The following is a 16,010-nucleotide window of genomic DNA, read 5'->3' as shown; positions in this document are numbered from 1 at the left end:
TTTCTTTATAATCCGCCTTCTCCCGGGAAATGTGCCTCATAAACTTCTCTTGCTGCCCTTGTTATCATTTCCAGTTCTTCCTGCATGTTGATTTCCTCCGGAAATGCAATGGCAGTGGTATAAATATCGTTCTGAATCTTACTCTTTGCACTTTTCTCGCTGATATGGACAATCCCGCACAAGATTGTGTTATAGGCCTTATCCTTCTCGCAGAGTTCCATATAGGTTTTGACCATATGGCAGCATTCTCTGTAAAGCAGTTCCCTGTGAAGTTCGCTCTTTTCCTGCATTTCCCTGAATTTCAGTCTGGCAAGGTTTTTCTCGATTTCTTTTCTGGCTCTCCTTAAACCAAATAGCTTTCCCGCTGTATCCTTGCTGTATTCCATTGCCATCCAAAGCGCCAGATACCCATCAGCACGCGTACCGGAACCTGCCTCTGAAGGTTCTCCGTAACGCAGTTCCCACAGTTCCTTACGGACAGCATTTGCCTCCTCATCTTCGCCTGCAGCAATAGACTGGTCAAGAAACATCTTTCTTTTCATCGGATCATGCTCTCTGTAATAAAGAGCAATTATTGGTGTGTCTGTCATATATTTATCCTTTCCGGTTACTTTATCTGTAACTGTTTGCTACCTTTATCTTACAATCCCCAAATTTACTTTCATGGCTCTTCATAGGTAAGCTCTGTTTCTGCCAGAGACAGCGCCTCTTCAATAACCTGATCCATATCCATGTAGCGATACATGCCGAGTCTTCCGCCAAAGATCACATTCTTCTCTTCCAGTGCGCGACGTTCATATTTGTCAAACAGTTCACTGTTCTTCGGGTCATTGACCGGATAGTACGGTTCTTTGCCTTTCTCCCATGCTGCCGGATATTCTCTGGTGATCACAGTCTTTGGCTGTGTACCAAATTCAAAATGTTTATGCTCGATGATCCTTGTATACGGAACTTCATAATCTGTATAATTGACAACCGCATTGCCCTGATAATTTCCCATATCCAGCACTTCTGTCTCAAATCTCAGTGATCTGTATTCCAGTTCTCCGTAACAATAGTCATAAAATTCATCGATCATACCTGTAAAGAGTACTTTATCTGCCTGTGCAGTCAGTTCTTCTCTGTTTGCAAAGAAATCTGTATTCAGACATACCTGTACACCCTCCAGAAGTTTCTTCACAATACGTGTATATCCACCTTTGGGGATTCCCTGATAAGGATCTTTGAAATAGTTATTATCATAAGTATAACGCAAAGGCAGTCTTTTTATGATAAATGCCGGCAGATCTTTACACTCCCTGCCCCACTGCTTCCTTGTATATCCCTCTACCAGTTTCTCATATACGTCCTGTCCAACCAGTGCAAGCGCCTGTTCCTCCAGGTTCTTCGGATGGGTAATGTGCATTCTTGCGATCTGTTCCTGTATCTTCGCCTTTGCTTCTGCAGGAGTACGTACTCCCCAGAGCTGATGAAAGGTATTCATATTAAACGGCAGATTATATAATTCATCCTTATAGACTGCAATCGGTGAATTCACAAAATGATTAAATTCTGCAAACTGATTGATATAATCCCACACCTGTTTTCTGGAAGTATGGAAGATATGTGCACCGTATCTGTGTACCTGGATCCCCTCTACTTCTTCTGTGTAAATATTACCGCCGATATGACCTCTCTTATCGATCACAAGGCATGTTTTCCCCCGTCTTGTGGCCTCATGTGCAAATACTGCACCAAAAAGGCCGGCTCCTACTATCAGATAATCATATTTCTTCATGTGCGACACCTTCTTCTTGTAATATTGAAAAAGCAGTAACGCTTTTTTTGCGCTACTGCCATTATAACAAATTCATCCGAAAATGGATAGTCTTTCTATTCTATTATTTTCCTGTCACTTTATCAAACACATCTGTGATTTCTTTGGATGGTGCTTTTGTAGCCAGACTGAAGATAATGATCATCACAAGGCTGACAGCAAAACCTACAGCCAGAGAATAAAGTCCTGTATAAGAACCAAGAGTCTGTCCTGCTACAAACGGTATATAATCCCAGACGATAACTGTCAGACCACCGGAAACAATACCTGCAACTGCACCTGCAAGGTTTGTTCTTCTCCAGAACAGTGACATTACCACAGTCGGACCAAACGCTGCACCAAGACCGGCCCATGCATTGGATACCAGTCCCATGATACTGCTGTTCGGATTCCACGCGATCACAAATGCCAGAACAGACACCACGATAACCGTAAGTCTTGCAACTGCAAGGATTTCCTTTGAGTCTGCATCCTTCTTAATGAACTGATGATATAAATCCTCTGATGCTGCGGACGCTGTTACCAGAAGCTGTGAATCAGCTGTAGACATAATTGCCGCAAGAATACCGCAGAGGAAGATTCCTCCGATAAACGGAAGTCCCAGATGACTGGAAAACAGTTTATTGATCATCTCGATAAATACACTCTCTGAGGAAGATGCACCATTTTCACCAAGTACAGTCGGAAGCAGATATGCACGACCTATAATACCGATAAAGCACGCTGCTGTCAGAGAAAGGATATCCCACACGATTGCGATCGCACTGGATTTTTTTAATTCTTTCTCACTCTTTACAGCCATGAAGCGGGTAAGGATATGAGGCATACCGCAGTATCCAAGTCCCCATGCAAGCTGGGAAAAGATTTCAACAAATGTATATGGGCGCTCTCCGTTCTCAAAAGGATTCAGGAAAGCTGCTGCTCCACCCGGTGCTCCGCTCTGTGTCAGAAGATCACTCAGACTTCCGCTCAGTGTCAGATATGCAACCAGCGGAACGATCAGAAGACCGATCAGCATCAGTGTTCCCTGTACAAAGTCAGTTACGCATACAGCCATAAATCCCCCCATAAATGTATAACAGAGGATGACTGCTGCACCAATTGCCAGAGCTATATGATAATCAATTCCAAATACTGTGTTAAAAAGTTTACCGCCTGCTGCCAGTGCAGAAGCTGTATAAACCAGGAAAAAGATTACGATCACGATGGATGAAAGCAATAACAGGATTCTCTTCTTATCCTGAAATCTGTTCTCAAAAAATGCCGGGATTGTAAGGGAATTGTTTGCTGCGATCGTATATTTACGAAGTCTGTGTGAAATACACACCCAGTTTAATACAGTTCCGATGAACAGACCTACAGCAATCCAGATCTGTCCTGTTCCCAGTGAATAAATTGCTCCCGGAAGTCCCATTAAGAGCCATCCGCTCATATCTGATGCCTGTGCTGAAAGAGCAGCTACCCATGCATTCAGTCCACGTCCGCCCAGAAAATAATCTTCCGAGCTGCTTGTTTTTTTCATATAAACCACACCAATGACTATCATAAGTAACAGATAGGCAACAAATGCGGACAATATGACCATTGTTGTACCACTCAAATTTACTCCTCCTTTTTTCTTCTTTTTTTCATACACTCTGGATTTGTCAAAGTATGTTCTGTTTCCTTCACATATTTATCCAAAAACAGAATACAGTCATTTTATATACTGCAAAAAGTAACCGGGTACCACTTCTGTACCCGGCTACTTTACCACATTACCTTAGCATCACGCAAGTGTATTTCTTGTTTTTCGACATTTTTCCGCCATTTTATGGAATTATTACTGTTACCGTCCGGCAAAGACCTTCACAGTAACTGTTTTATATTTTTACACCCAAACAGGTACTCTGTCAATCAGAAATTTATCTGTTCCTGTCTGCCAGCCTGTTTACATTCTCTTTTTGCTGTATGTTTTCTGCCTGCCAGAGCGTGTCTGAAAAATGCTTTACGCAAGATGTGCGTCACAATTTGTGGGAGATTTTGTTCGGATGAGGGCGTCGTAGTGGGCTACGACAACCGAATTCGGACAAAATATACCGCAAAGTGGGGCGTGCAGATTGCGGGAATGATTTTTCAGACACGCTCCAGGGCTTTATCTTTTTTCAGATAAACATTCTTAATATAGGAAATCAGTACCTCTTCCCCATGATCATTAAGTATCCGCAGCAGTCCCTCCAGATCTCTCTTTGTCTTCGGATGGATAAACCACAGCTTTTCCTTACCTTTCAGATAATAGTCCAGCGGCTGATGCTGATCATACTTATCCCCCAGATAATTTCTGGAAGCACTGATCCTGTCCATCACCATTTCCGCAATATATTTACGGGGCATGGGCACACCATTGATGATATGCTCATCTCCCGGTGCATAATCTACCCAGTACTCAAAATGATGTTTGTTGCGCCCTTTATGATGAAGCCAGGATTTTGATATTCCTGTATCTTCTCTTTCTGCATTGTTGGGACTTCTGTCTCCCTGATAGTATTTACATCCAACCAGAAATTCCACAGGTGCATATTTGGACAGGTCATGAAGCAGTCCCTGTTTATACATACCAGCCCGGAAACAGTAATGCATAACCAACAGCTTATGTCTGGTTATTGTTTTAAAGTGCAGCCACGGATGCATCTTTCTTCTCCTCCTCTACAGCCATCAGCACCACGATCGTACGCGGTGTGACCTTCAGCTTTTTACTATAAGTTTCCTGTTCCTGCTCCAGGAAACCATTCTCTTTCACAGCACTGGTATCAATCACTTTCTTCCATTTTCTGTATCCTGCCAGATTAGGAAGCGCAAAAATACAATCTTCCCAGTGAAAGTTATATGCAACGTATATGGAAGCATCCTCGCTGCCGTCTGCCCGGTGCGCATAGGCGCCACAATACATAATTCCAAGCAGTCTGGATGTGTTCTCAGAATTCATATACCATGCGCGTTCTCCATGAAGGGAAACATCCGGCAGTCCCCTAGTCTGATAATCCACTCCGTACATTTCTCCTGGAACATGAAGAATCGGATGTTCTTTCCGGAAAGCAATGGCATTCTTTACAAACTGAAACAGGGATTCATTTTTCTTCAGTGCTTTCCAGTCAATCCATCCAACCTGATTATCCTGACAATAGGCATTATTATTTCCGTTCTGTGAATTTCCAAACTCATCCCCGCCATAGATCATAGGAACACCCTGACTGAGCAGCACCATAAGAAAAGCATTTCTGATCTGACGTTCTCTCATCTGTCTGATCTGCAGCCTTCTGCTTGGCCCTTCCACGCCACAGTTCCAGGAATAATTATAACTGCTGCCATCGTGATTATTCTCCTGATTTGCTTCATTATGTCTGTAATTATAGGTCACCATATCATTCATGGTAAAGCCATCCTGACAGGCCATATAATTAATGACTGCATAGGTATTTGGATTCCTTCTGATATGGTAAGCAGCCGCTGAAACCATATCCTCGTCACTTTTCAGAAAACGGCGCATATCCTGCAAAAATCCCGGATTATACTGTGCAATACATTTGTCTTCCGGTTTCTTCTTTTTCCGGATCTGGCTCTCATCAAAATCGTGAAACATCAGCCGGGTATCACTTAAAACCCCGTCATGCATCAGCAATTTGGCAGAAACTCCCTCACCCAATACATGAAATCCGTCTACATGATAGTAAAGCTTCCAGAACTGCAATGCCCTGAGTGCTGTCACAGGATTACATTCTCGTGGAAAATACATTTCCATGATACAGGCAATTCCGGCCTGATGCAGTTTTTTAATGAATGTTTTAAACTCTTTCTCCGGATCATCTGTTGCACAGTAAGATCTCTTGGGTGCAAAATAATAGCCATACATATATCCCCAGAAATTAACACGTCCCTGTGTATGCTTCTCAGATACCATTTTCTCAGATTCAGAATTCTTACAGGTACCGCTTTCCATAAATTCATATGCAGGCATCAGTTCAATTGTATTGATACCAAGCTCTTTCCAGTACGGGATCATTTCCTCCAGTGCCTGAAAAGTTCCCTTTGTACCGGTTATCGTCCGATTCGCTTTTGTATATCCGCGCACATGCAGTTTATAAAGGATCATTTCGTGATATGGAATAGCCGGATTTTTGTCGTTCTCCCAGTCAAAAACTTCTTTTTTAAGAAATCCTCCCCTGACTTTGTGCGGATTCGTACCCACCTCTGCACCAAAGCGTTCCCGTCCCAGAATCTTGTACGCACAGGGATCAGTATACACCTTTCCATTTATCAGAAAATTGTACTCGTACTCTTTCAGATCAAAATCCGGAATATACATTGCATATACATTTCCGGTTCTGTTTTCTTCTGTAAAAGGAATCTCCACATAAGGTTTTGCTGATCTCTTTTTGTAGAGAATCAGAGATGCTCTGCTGTCTTCCGGTACCTCAACTGCAAAATTACAGCCATCTGCCAACGGATTTGCACCAGGCACAAGAGCCAGCCCCTTTTCTGTTTTCATCTTTCTGCTCTCAGCCATCTCTTTCTCTCCTTCATATTTTTTCTTGTTGCTCATTACACTTTTCAGAAACACTATACAACGCTATAATGTAATCTGAAGTTCTACCGGACAATGATCGGAACCCATAATTTCAGAATGGATTTCTGCGCCTTCAAGCTTATCCTTCAACTGTGGAGACGTGATAAAATAGTCAATTCTCCACCCTGCATTCTTCTCTCTTGCTTTAAATCTGTAAGACCACCAGGAATATCTGCCCTCTACATCCGGATAAAAATAACGGAATGTATCGATAAATCCACTCTCCAGCACCTTACCAAAGCATGCTCTCTCTTCATCTGTAAATCCGGCATTTTTCCGGTTGGTCTTAGGATTCTTCAGGTCGATCTCCTGATGTGCCACATTGAAATCCCCGCAGCAGATCACAGGCTTACTTTCCTGCAATTTCAACAAGTATGCCAGAAAATCCTCTTCCCAGTGCATACGGTATTCCAGTCTGCGCAGTTCACTCTGGGAATTTGGTGTATATACAGTCACCAGATAAAATTTTTCATATTCCAGGGTGATCACACGCCCTTCTTTGTCATGTTCCTCAATTCCAATTCCATACGCCACAGACAGTGGCTCTTTCTTTGTAAAAACAGCAGTTCCGGAATATCCCCGTCTGTTGGCATAATTCCAGTACTGATAATATCCCGGAAGTTCCAGCTTCACCTGCCCTTGCTGGCATTTCGTTTCCTGCAGGCAGAAAATATCCGCATCAAGTGCTGCAAAACTCTCTTCAAACCCTTTGCCAATGCATGCACGTATACCATTTACATTCCATGAGATTAATTTCATAATCAACTGATCCCCTTTGTTTTCTTATTAGCCCTGTTCAGCATTTGCTAACGATTCTCCCCTGAACGCTTCTGGTCTATTATAGCACGTTTCATGACTGTAAAAAACCTCTTTTTCTCCGGTTTCTGCTCATTGCATTTTTTTCCGGTTTCTGCTACAATGAACTGACATCAGATAAACATAGTCCCTGATAAATAAGAAAGAATGAGGAATATAAAATGAGTGACGAATTTACAGCTGGCGGATGTAACCCGAGTGACTGCGCTTCCTGCGGTGGTGGATGCAGTTCAGCCGGCGGATGCGATCCTGTTGAAAACCACAAGACAATCACCCTTACCATGGAAGACGATACAGAGGTAGAATGTGCGATCCTCACCGTTTTCCCGGTAGATGCGAAGGAATATATCGCACTTCTCCCACTTGATGAGAACGGTCAGAATGAAAGTGGCGAGGTTTACCTCTACACATTTGCCCGTACTGAGAGCGGTGATCCGATGCTTTCCAACATCGAAAGCGATGAAGAATATGCAAAAGCTGCAGTTGCTTTTGACACAGTTCTCCAGAATGCAAAAGATTCTATGGAGAAGATTGACTAGAGCGTGTCTGAAAAATAAGAACCATCACCATTTTATGAAATGTGTGATGGTTCTTATTTTTTATCTTATAGCAGTCCTATAGCAATTCCATAAATTACTGCAAACAATCCAGTCCATCATAGTGTGAAGTTCTGCGTCAGATATCTTTGCCGTGCCGGTGCTACGGCGACCGACGACAACGCGGAAATAAGAAATTCAGACGCAAGATTGTTTGAGAAATCAACTTGTTGGCACACTGGTGTTGCTATGGAAATCGTGATGGGTAATTCTACCATTCGATTCTTTAATAACACCAATCCAGACTTAATCAGAACTACACTCCAATGCTTAGGGGGAATGTCTCATGCCTGGTGATATTTTCCTTTGCCTCTTTGAAACGCCCCTTGTCAGCTTCGGAAAGAAACGGATAGGTCTCAGCACTGTAAGACAGCGAGAGCCAAAACTGTTTACTCATTGGAGTGATCTGTATTCGTATTGTTGAATGATAAGAGCCGTATGAAAGGAGACTTTCACGTACGGTTCCGTGAGAAGTTTGAGGTGAGAGTCCTCTTACTTACTCGACGAGAGGTCGACTAATCAACTAATGGTTGCCTCCTACTCGATTTATTTTGTTTCAATTGCTTTCTGTGCCCTTAATTTTTCATTTGCCTTCTCTACATTCAGTTGTGTCAAAAGAAGAACGACGAGAATATTAATCAGCATTGGGAGCCACAGGTACATAAAGTGAAGCATATTGATGCAAGACTGTGACTGAACTGCCAGTTTTCCGTTGAATCCACCGAAGTCAAGCAGCCAGCCTACAATTGCTGTTCCAAGTCCGCTGCCGATTTTCAGTCCCATGGATGTACATGAGAACATAGTTCCGTCGATTCGCTTTCCATACTGAAGGAATGTATGCTCAGAACATTCTGCAACTAACGCATTTAAGTTGCCCTGCCATGGGGCCATACCAATTGCACCGATTGCAGTACCAACTAACATCAACGGTACATTGCCCATATAACCTGCAACAATGACGATTCCGCGTCCTGCAGCAGCTACTAAATATCCTGAGAAGTTCAGTTTATAATACCCTTTGAATTTCGCAACCAAAGCCGGAAGGAATGCAAGTCCTACAATCAGTGCCAGGTTGATTGCACCTGAGAAGGTTCCCAAAAGTTCTGCTTTTCCAAGTACATAAGTCATATAAAAAATTCCCATGTTAATGATTGCAGAATAAGTCTGGCGAAGGATATCTACTACAAGGATTACCAGATAATATTTATTATGAATCAGCATTTTAATAGATCCGATTAAGCTGTATTTTTCTTCAGCTTTTTCTGTGTTTCCATCTCTGAGTTCTTCCTCCGGAAGTTCCTTTACAGAAAATACTGTAATCGTATTGGAAATCAGTCCGATTATAGCGTAAATGATTGCGATGGTTCTCCATCCGGCAGCTCCGCCCCCCAGTTTTTGAACAAGATCTACTGTAATTGTCTGAATGATAAAGCTTGTTCCAAATGCAAACATGAAACGGATAGATCCCATCTGTACACGTTCTTTTCCATTCTTTGTGATTAGAGCGGTCAGTGTAGAGTAAGCAATATTGTTTGCTGTATAAAACCCTGCATTTAACAGTAAATATGTGATAAAGAACCAAATATACTGGGATGTTCTTCCAATGGTTGTCGGTACAGAAAATGCCGCAATCAGTGTGATCGCACATCCAAAATATGCACCGAGCATCCAGGGTCTTGCCTTACCCATTTTAGTATGTGTCTTATCAATCATTGAACCAAAGATAACATCTGAAATACCATCCAATACTTTTGATACAGCAATCAGTGAGCCGATGACACCTGCATTCAGCCCTACCGTATTGGTCAGATAAATCATAATGAATGATGACAGGAATGCGAATACCACATTACCGGCAATATCTCCAGAGCCATAGCCTACTTTATTATACCATTTTAAATATTTCTTTTCTTCCATCGTATTCTCTCCTTATCCCTCTAACATTTTTTCCTGACGGATGATTCCATTGGAAGTCCCGTATCATAATCTAACTGTCTTGGTTCATACTCTTCATTTTCTCTCTGTCTTGTATAGCCTTCGTTTTCCCAGTTTGGTATGAAATCTTTTCTCCATGGACGCATGCGCCACTGATAACCTCTGTACAAATCTCTGGTACTATTCATATGTTCAATCAGCCTGTCATGCATTTCATTTCTGATTTCTGTATAAGTTTCATCATCAATCAGGTTGTTCATCTCATACGGGTCTTTTTCCAAATCATAGAATTCATCACTGTCTAACAGATGAATAACCAGTTTATACCGTTTGGACATGACTGCCCTCATAATCTGCAGACCGCCGAATCCATCGTGGTCAAGCTCATATCTGGTAAATTCTGTGTATACCACATCGTTGATTTCCTTTGATGGCTCATAGATCTGCGGCAGCATACTCTTTCCTTCCAGTAATTTCGGAATCGGAAGTCCAAAGTAATCCATGATTGTCGGTGCAATATCAATGTGGGATGCCATCGCATCTTCCACGCAGCCCTTTGCGCCGCCTTTGATAATCAGAGGGATATTTGCCACTTCCCTGTACGCGGCTGCATTTTTGGAAAATAATCTGTGCGCTCCGAGCATATCTCCATGGTCAGATGTGAAGATAACCATCGCATCCGGTGCGACTTCTTTGATTTTATCCAATACTCTTCCGATTTCATAATCTGCAAAGGAATTACATCCAAGGAATAAGGATAATCCATCGGATGGCTTATTGATTTCGTCCTCCGCTGCATGTAAGTTCTTTCCGGACCACAGTCTCTGCATGAATGGTTTCTTAGAAAGGTCATCCTGAAAATTCGGACAACTGTCGAACCTGAACCCATCATACATATGATTAAATGGTGCCGGACAAAGAGACGGACCGTGAGGTTCATCATAAGATACACTTAAGAAGAAATCTTCATCCTTATGTTCTTCCAGATATTTAATTGCACGATCCGAGCAGCGGTGTGCATAGGTAAATTCTTCCGAAAAACCTTCTTTGTAAGCCTCCTTTGGATCTCTGGATTTCACCTTATCTTCATCGCTTAGTTCATTCAGGTAAGTTTTCATATCATACCAGTAATCTGAATCCCATCCATCCGGGCAACGTCCGTTTCCAAAGTAATCTGAGCCATCCAGATGCCATTTTCCTATATAACCGCATGCAATGCCGTTATCACTCAGTCTTTGTCCTACCGTCTTTACGTTGTCCCCCATTGCAATGCTGTTTGTTACCATGCCATTCGTGTGCGGAAATGTACCAGTGAAGATTGCACTTCTTGCTGGTCCACAGACCGGCTGGCAGGTATACGCATTCTCATAACGGATTCCTTCTTCAGCCAGACGGTCCAGATTCGGGGTTTTCATCTTTGGATTGCCGTAGCATCCGACCATGTCTTTTCTGGTCGTATCTGTCATCAGAAATATCAATTGTTTTCTCATGTTACATCCTCCTTCAATCTTATGCACTATGGTTTATTCTGCTCATTTCTTCATTTTAGTATAGTGGTTTTAAATCTTTATTCCATACCTTTTTATGTGTTTTGTATGGACAGTTCTGCTTTTTCGTGTTATATTCACATTAAAAAGAGAAAGTCTGACTAAAGGGAAGAGGGTGTTTTTATGATTAATGTATCCGGGCACTTAAGAAATGAAAGACGTGTAACCGGGTTTGCTGATGACTCTGTTTCATTATCCGTCAACTGCTGCGGCATGCAGGTTTTTAAAACAAAAGATTATTCTCAGAACCGTTTCGCCGGCCGCGTTGATTATCAGCTTATTTATGTCTACAAAGGTGCCGGTCACTATTGGCTGAATAATGAACGAAAAGTATTAGGCGCCGGAAATATTCTTCTTTTCCGTCCGAAAGAGCCTCAGATCTATTCCTATTATGCAAATGAACACCCTGAAATCTATTGGATTCATTTCACCGGAAATAACTGTAAAAATATAATAGAGAAATACAATCTACATAACTGTTATATCGGGGAGCATACTATGTTAAAGACTCTTTTTCAGGAAACGATTATTGAGCTGCAATTGAAAAAACCATTTTTTGAGGATGTTGTTCTATGTAATTTTTTACAAATACTTGCCGTCATCGCGCGTTACCATCAACAGATTCTCTCTCCGTTAGGAAATGACTTCTCTATTGACCGGCTGATCATGCAGCTTAATCAACGGTATAAAGATAACTGGAATGTTGCATCAATGGCAGAATATTGCAAGTTAAGTGTTGGGTATTTTTCCCACATATTCAAGAAACGTATTGGGGTTGCACCGATGCGTTATCTAAATGAACTTCGGGTAGAAAAAGCAAAGGAGCTAATTGCAACAAATGCGATGAAACTGTCAGATATTGCATCCATGGTGGGTTTCTCCGATCCGCTTTATTTTAGCCGGGTATTCAAAAAGACTGCCGGAATTCCTCCTAAAGAATTCCAGCAGTCTCTGCTTACATCCAATACTCCAAAGTGGTGGCCTGATAAATAATGGATTTATTTCCCCTTAGTGGACAGGAAACCGTGATGCCCGCTGTCGGCTGTGGGGTATCATCCTCCAAGGAATGATACTGCCACTTTCATAACTCCTGCCGCCACCATAACCCAGACAGGGTTCATTTTCACTTTCTGAAGTAATACGACACAGATGGCAAATATCACTACAAGGCTCCATTTCGTTCCTGCCAATGCAATTGATGCGGAACTTCCCCAAAATGCTGTAATCAAAATGGAAATTCCGGCAGATGCAATCATCGCAACAACAGCAGGCCTCAGAGAATTCAGGATTCCCTGTAGCATATCCAGCTCTCTATATCTCAGATATAACTTTGCAATCACCGTAACAATGATGCAAGATGGCAAAATGCATCCAAGAGTCGCAATCAAAGCTCCCGGAATCCCGGCAATCTTAATTCCAACGAAAGTTGCTGAATTGACTGCAATCGGACCTGGTGTCATCTGGGAAATGGTGATAAGATCTGTAAATTCAGACATGCTGAGCCACCCATGTGCTGTAACCACCTGCCCCTGAATCAAGGGCATTGCCGCATATCCGCCGCCAAAACTGAATAAACCAATCTGTAAAAAACTCAAAAACAATTGCAGATAAATCATTTATTCTTCCTCCTCTTTGCAATACATGTCCGGATTACTCCGATCAGTCCGCAAACGATAACAACATAGACTACATTTACTTCAAAGATACAGGAGGAAATAAATGCACCAACCATGATTACTATGGATATGCCATTCTTATCCTGAACGATACCGGCTCCCATTTCATAAGTCACAGATGCGATAACCGCGCCAACGCCAGCCTGCATACCTTCCAACATCTGGCTCACAAAATAATTGCTGCGGAAAGCATTGTAACAAGCCGAAATCACAGATATAATCAAAAACGGTGGAATAATTGTTCCAATGATTGCCACCAGTACTCCAGGCATTCCGGCAAGCTTATACCCAACTACAATTGCGCCATTTACTGCGATTGGTCCCGGCGATGACTGCGCGATTGCAACCAAATCCAACATCTCATTCTCTCCAATCCAGTGATAATCATCCACAAATTTTTTTTTCATCAATGTAACAATTACATATCCGCCGCCAAATGTAAAGGCACTTAAATATAAAGTTGATATAAATAGCTTCCATAATACGTTCTTTTTATTTTCCATGATTTTTCCTCCTTCGCATACCAGTATATCCGCTCTTGACACATATGTAAAATATTATTATTCTATGAAATAGATAACTATTTTATTATGGATTGGAAGAAAGGATATTATGACGCTCAGATATATGAAAATATTCGTCTCTGTATATGAACACAACAGCATTACAAAGGCTGCTGATGATCTGCATCTCGCTCAGCCGTCCGTCAGCCTTGCCATAAAAGAGATGGAGGAATATTACGGGACCCGTTTCTTTGAGCGGATTGGGCGGCACATCAGTCCGACCGAAGCGGGGAATGAACTTTACAGATATGCACTGCATATTATAGAGTTGTTTGATGAAATGGAACAGAAAATTAAAAATTGGGATCATTGCGGAACACTCCGTATCGGTGCAAGCATTACGATTGGCACTCATATTCTCCCACTAATGCTTAAACAATATCAGGAAATTTATCCAATGCTGAAAATTACTGTTATCATCAAACAGTCTGCTGCTATTGAACAACTTGTTTTAGAGAATAAGATTGACATTGCTTTGATTGAAAACCAGCCCGAATACGCTGATATCATGGCAATTCCATTTATGACAGACCATTTATGTGCGATTGTTCCTATTACGCATCCATTAGCTGATAAAAAATGGGTTACTTTGGAAGAATTGTCAGCGTATCCTTTTCTCATGCGGGAAAAAGGAAGTGCGGGACGGGAAATCCTAGATGCCGGTTTTGAACTGAAAAATATGACAGTTCATCCTGTCTGGGAGAGCACAAGTACACAGGCTATTGTAAAAGCGGTGTCTGTCGGTCTTGGCGTTGCCGTACTTCCTTACCTTTTAGTGAAAAAAGATATGGAAGAGAATCATGTATGTCTGTTACCATTCAAAAAACCGCTAAAAAGAAATCTGAATGTGATTTATTATAAGCGGAAATATTTCACAGAACAAATGAAGTCCTTTATTGATTTATGCCGAAAATATGGAAAAGGTTATGAATCTGCGGAAGTATGATTGTGCCGCATAATCTTACCAGAGGATACTAAGAAGGGCACAGCATCCTTTGTTGTAAAACTGTTATGTATAAACGATGTAAATGTATGGCATGACGTATAATTGATAATGATAAGTCAGGTTTTAAATAGACAGATAGTTTTACGTATGTTAAGTATATGAAAATACTTGCGGCTTTGGTTTCGGTATGAATACCCGCAGTGAAGACTGACATAATTCCATAAAATAAGACAAAGAATAAAAGAGATAGTCGAAACTACAGGAGAGTGATAACCGTGGACATTCGTATATTAATTGTGGATGATAAGTTGCTTGTGAACAAGCTGGAGGGGACAATAAACAGGGAAGAATCAGGCATCACAAGAGCCTTTACCGTGTACAATATCCGTCAGGGCACTGTAGTAGAGATACGAATGCCGAGGTCACAGTAAAGAGGAAAGCTGTACTAGAGCGTGTCTGAAAAAGGCTTTCTGCAAGATGTGTGTCACAATTTGTGGGATATTTTGCCCGGACGAGAGCGCCGTAGTGGGCTACGGCAACTGAATTTGGGTGAAATATCCCGCAAAGTGGGGCGTGCAGATTGCGGGAATGATTTTTCAAACACGCTCTAGAACTGAAAAAGAAAATGTGCTATGATTCTACATATGGAACAATCATAGATACCTTCGGTGGCGCGTTTCCTTTTGTACACTGGGGGAAAAACAAACAGAGTAATTATAGTAGGTAATTGATAAATGATTTTATTAATTATTGTGGACAACTATCCCCTATATAAGGAGAGAAAAAAGGTTAATATTCAGAATTGTTTCTGAATTGACATAGAACATCAGATTTTGGGCGTACGTACTTTAATAAGCCCAAATAAGAATTATGACAATTGAATATTTTTTCAGGCAACTAAAGGTTTCAAGCTTCGAATGTATTGTGGACAATTTATTGCATATGCAACAATTACGGTTAACTGGCTGGCAATACCAGCGAGAAAAACGTCAGCTTTTGTGGAGATATGACTTCTGGTTTTTCTTCCGGCAATACACATATTGATTTTGAAATGATTGATAGCTCGTTCTACAATGGTCCTTACTTTATAAGTATCATTCCATTCATCAGAATCACGTTGGACTCCGGGAAATATTCGTAAATCCATATTTTCGTAGGTGTAAGTTGTCCTGCCCCTTTTGGCAGAGCTGCAAGGTTTATCGCAATCACAGATCCAGCCTTTATGGTAGTTCATTTTGGGACAGATCCATTTGATACGGTGAGTCCGTCCTTTTTCCTTTGTAATTCCACAGTATTTCATGGAAAGAGAAGGGTCATTGAGGCAGGTTGGATAGCCATAAGCATTGTACCCAACTTTTTAAGGGAACTTTCATTTCTGAGGTTATAAGGAATCAGAGTCCGGGAAAAATGAAAGTCATGGAATAACTTTCCATATAGTTCGGCAGCATTGAAAGCAGAATCACCCAGAAAAGTATCCGGATGAAAATCAGGATGGAGTGAAAAGTAGTCGCT

Annotated in this window: 15 protein-coding genes and 3 pseudogenes; 5 read left to right on the top strand and 13 right to left on the bottom strand. The window is 41.6% G+C overall.

The annotated features are described in order from the left end of the window. Positions 1–5: 5 nt before the first annotated feature. From LJE11_RS07040 to LJE11_RS20765, 4 genes are all read right to left on the bottom strand, one after another. Positions 6–590: a DUF6553 family protein gene (locus LJE11_RS07040; RefSeq protein WP_227295751.1), complete on the bottom strand. Its 585-nt coding sequence runs from the start codon at positions 588–590 to the stop codon at positions 6–8. 71 nt (positions 591–661) lie between these two features. Next, positions 662–1,777, bottom strand: coding sequence for a UDP-galactopyranose mutase (gene glf, locus LJE11_RS07035; protein WP_025577203.1), 1,116 nt, complete (start codon positions 1,775–1,777; stop codon positions 662–664). A gap of 103 nt (positions 1,778–1,880) precedes the next feature. Next, positions 1,881–3,416, bottom strand: a complete 1,536-nt coding sequence (gene putP, locus LJE11_RS07030) for a sodium/proline symporter PutP (RefSeq protein WP_173679332.1) — start codon at positions 3,414–3,416, stop codon at positions 1,881–1,883. Positions 3,417–3,803: 387 nt separating this feature from the next. Continuing rightward, positions 3,804–3,893 carry a DUF6783 domain-containing protein gene (locus LJE11_RS20765; protein ID WP_329288283.1) on the bottom strand — a complete coding sequence of 30 codons (90 nt, stop codon included), beginning with the start codon at positions 3,891–3,893 and terminating at the stop codon, positions 3,804–3,806. Between LJE11_RS20765 and LJE11_RS20760 the strand changes: the two are divergent. Further along, positions 3,852–3,968 (top strand): annotated as a pseudogene (locus LJE11_RS20760) (DUF6783 domain-containing protein); the annotation flags it as partial. The gene LJE11_RS20765 and the pseudogene LJE11_RS20760 sit on opposite strands and share 42 nt — an antisense overlap. On the opposite strand, the gene LJE11_RS07025 reads toward LJE11_RS20760, so the two are convergent. The 3 genes from LJE11_RS07025 to LJE11_RS07015 all read right to left on the bottom strand — a co-directional run bounded on the left by LJE11_RS07025 (position 3,932) and on the right by LJE11_RS07015 (position 7,178). Continuing rightward, positions 3,932–4,486, bottom strand: a complete 555-nt coding sequence (locus LJE11_RS07025; RefSeq protein ID WP_025577200.1) for a DUF5662 family protein — start codon at positions 4,484–4,486, stop codon at positions 3,932–3,934. The pseudogene LJE11_RS20760 and the gene LJE11_RS07025 sit on opposite strands and share 37 nt — an antisense overlap. Then, positions 4,464–6,359, bottom strand: a complete 1,896-nt coding sequence (locus tag LJE11_RS07020) for a Type II secretory pathway, pullulanase PulA and related glycosidase (RefSeq protein ID WP_227295749.1) — start codon at positions 6,357–6,359, stop codon at positions 4,464–4,466. Before LJE11_RS07020 ends, LJE11_RS07025 begins: the two co-directional genes overlap by 23 nt. 63 nt (positions 6,360–6,422) lie before the next feature. Then, entirely contained in the window at positions 6,423–7,178 is a 756-nt protein-coding gene (locus tag LJE11_RS07015; protein ID WP_055053692.1) for an exodeoxyribonuclease III, read from the bottom strand. Between the two features lie 218 nt (positions 7,179–7,396). On the opposite strand from LJE11_RS07015, the gene LJE11_RS07010 reads away from it, so the two are divergent. Next, a complete protein-coding gene (locus LJE11_RS07010) occupies positions 7,397–7,774 on the top strand; it encodes a DUF1292 domain-containing protein (protein ID WP_026649275.1) in 378 nt (125 codons plus the stop codon). A 603-nt stretch (positions 7,775–8,377) separates the two neighbouring features. Here the strand turns inward: LJE11_RS07010 and LJE11_RS07005 are convergent. Both LJE11_RS07005 and LJE11_RS07000 read right to left on the bottom strand, forming a co-directional pair. Further along, entirely contained in the window at positions 8,378–9,748 is a 1,371-nt protein-coding gene (locus LJE11_RS07005; protein WP_227295747.1) for an MFS transporter, read from the bottom strand. A 20-nt stretch (positions 9,749–9,768) separates the two neighbouring features. Then, positions 9,769–11,256 (bottom strand): sulfatase-like hydrolase/transferase, encoded by a 1,488-nt coding sequence (locus LJE11_RS07000; RefSeq protein WP_119252755.1) that lies wholly within the window; start codon positions 11,254–11,256, stop codon positions 9,769–9,771. Between the two features lie 180 nt (positions 11,257–11,436). On the opposite strand from LJE11_RS07000, the gene LJE11_RS06995 reads away from it, so the two are divergent. Then, a complete protein-coding gene (locus LJE11_RS06995; RefSeq protein WP_025578269.1) occupies positions 11,437–12,306 on the top strand; it encodes an AraC family transcriptional regulator in 870 nt (289 codons plus the stop codon). A gap of 59 nt (positions 12,307–12,365) precedes the next feature. Here the strand turns inward: LJE11_RS06995 and LJE11_RS06990 are convergent, their stop codons facing one another. Both LJE11_RS06990 and LJE11_RS06985 read right to left on the bottom strand, forming a co-directional pair. Then, the gene (locus LJE11_RS06990) at positions 12,366–12,929 is read right to left on the bottom strand and encodes a chromate transporter (RefSeq protein WP_227295746.1); all 564 of its coding nucleotides are present in this window, start codon (positions 12,927–12,929) and stop codon (positions 12,366–12,368) included. Continuing rightward, the gene (locus tag LJE11_RS06985) at positions 12,926–13,492 is read right to left on the bottom strand and encodes a chromate transporter (protein ID WP_026650139.1); all 567 of its coding nucleotides are present in this window, start codon (positions 13,490–13,492) and stop codon (positions 12,926–12,928) included. Before LJE11_RS06985 ends, LJE11_RS06990 begins: the two co-directional genes overlap by 4 nt. 109 nt (positions 13,493–13,601) lie before the next feature. Between LJE11_RS06985 and LJE11_RS06980 the strand changes: the two genes are divergently transcribed. Beyond that, positions 13,602–14,498, top strand: coding sequence for a LysR family transcriptional regulator (locus LJE11_RS06980; RefSeq protein WP_026650140.1), 897 nt, complete (start codon positions 13,602–13,604; stop codon positions 14,496–14,498). Positions 14,499–14,867: 369 nt separating this feature from the next. Here the strand turns inward: LJE11_RS06980 and LJE11_RS20290 are convergent. Next, positions 14,868–15,038 (bottom strand): annotated as a pseudogene (locus tag LJE11_RS20290) (DUF6783 domain-containing protein); the annotation flags it as partial. Here LJE11_RS20290 and LJE11_RS20285 point away from each other — a divergent pair. Further along, a pseudogene (locus tag LJE11_RS20285) lies at positions 14,976–15,134 on the top strand (DUF6783 domain-containing protein). The pseudogenes LJE11_RS20290 and LJE11_RS20285 sit on opposite strands and share 63 nt — an antisense overlap. Positions 15,135–15,387: 253 nt before the next feature. On the opposite strand, the gene LJE11_RS20060 reads toward LJE11_RS20285, so the two are convergent. Then, the gene (locus LJE11_RS20060; protein ID WP_331466272.1) at positions 15,388–15,732 is read right to left on the bottom strand and encodes a hypothetical protein; all 345 of its coding nucleotides are present in this window, start codon (positions 15,730–15,732) and stop codon (positions 15,388–15,390) included. Positions 15,733–16,010 lie beyond the last annotated feature (278 nt).

Source organism: Blautia sp. DFI.1.216, from assembly GCF_020594215.1.
GTDB lineage: Bacteria > Bacillota > Clostridia > Lachnospirales > Lachnospiraceae > Blautia_A > Blautia_A wexlerae.
Note: the sequence above shows the minus strand (reverse complement) of the source record. Positions and strands in the feature narration are given on the sequence as shown.

Coding starts and splice junctions, on each gene's coding strand:
- LJE11_RS07040 (WP_227295751.1), bottom strand. CDS start 590: ATGACAGACACACCAATAATTGCTCTTTATTACAGAGAGCATGATCCG.
- glf (WP_025577203.1), bottom strand. CDS start 1,777: ATGAAGAAATATGATTATCTGATAGTAGGAGCCGGCCTTTTTGGTGCA.
- LJE11_RS07025 (WP_025577200.1), bottom strand. CDS start 4,486: ATGCATCCGTGGCTGCACTTTAAAACAATAACCAGACATAAGCTGTTG.
- LJE11_RS07020 (WP_227295749.1), bottom strand. CDS start 6,359: ATGGCTGAGAGCAGAAAGATGAAAACAGAAAAGGGGCTGGCTCTTGTG.
- LJE11_RS07015 (WP_055053692.1), bottom strand. CDS start 7,178: ATGAAATTAATCTCATGGAATGTAAATGGTATACGTGCATGCATTGGC.
- LJE11_RS07010 (WP_026649275.1), top strand. CDS start 7,397: ATGAGTGACGAATTTACAGCTGGCGGATGTAACCCGAGTGACTGCGCT.
- LJE11_RS07005 (WP_227295747.1), bottom strand. CDS start 9,748: ATGGAAGAAAAGAAATATTTAAAATGGTATAATAAAGTAGGCTATGGC.
- LJE11_RS07000 (WP_119252755.1), bottom strand. CDS start 11,256: ATGAGAAAACAATTGATATTTCTGATGACAGATACGACCAGAAAAGAC.
- LJE11_RS06995 (WP_025578269.1), top strand. CDS start 11,437: ATGATTAATGTATCCGGGCACTTAAGAAATGAAAGACGTGTAACCGGG.
- LJE11_RS06990 (WP_227295746.1), bottom strand. CDS start 12,929: ATGATTTATCTGCAATTGTTTTTGAGTTTTTTACAGATTGGTTTATTC.
- LJE11_RS06985 (WP_026650139.1), bottom strand. CDS start 13,492: ATGGAAAATAAAAAGAACGTATTATGGAAGCTATTTATATCAACTTTA.
- LJE11_RS06980 (WP_026650140.1), top strand. CDS start 13,602: ATGACGCTCAGATATATGAAAATATTCGTCTCTGTATATGAACACAAC.
- LJE11_RS20060 (WP_331466272.1), bottom strand. CDS start 15,732: ATGAACTACCATAAAGGCTGGATCTGTGATTGCGATAAACCTTGCAGC.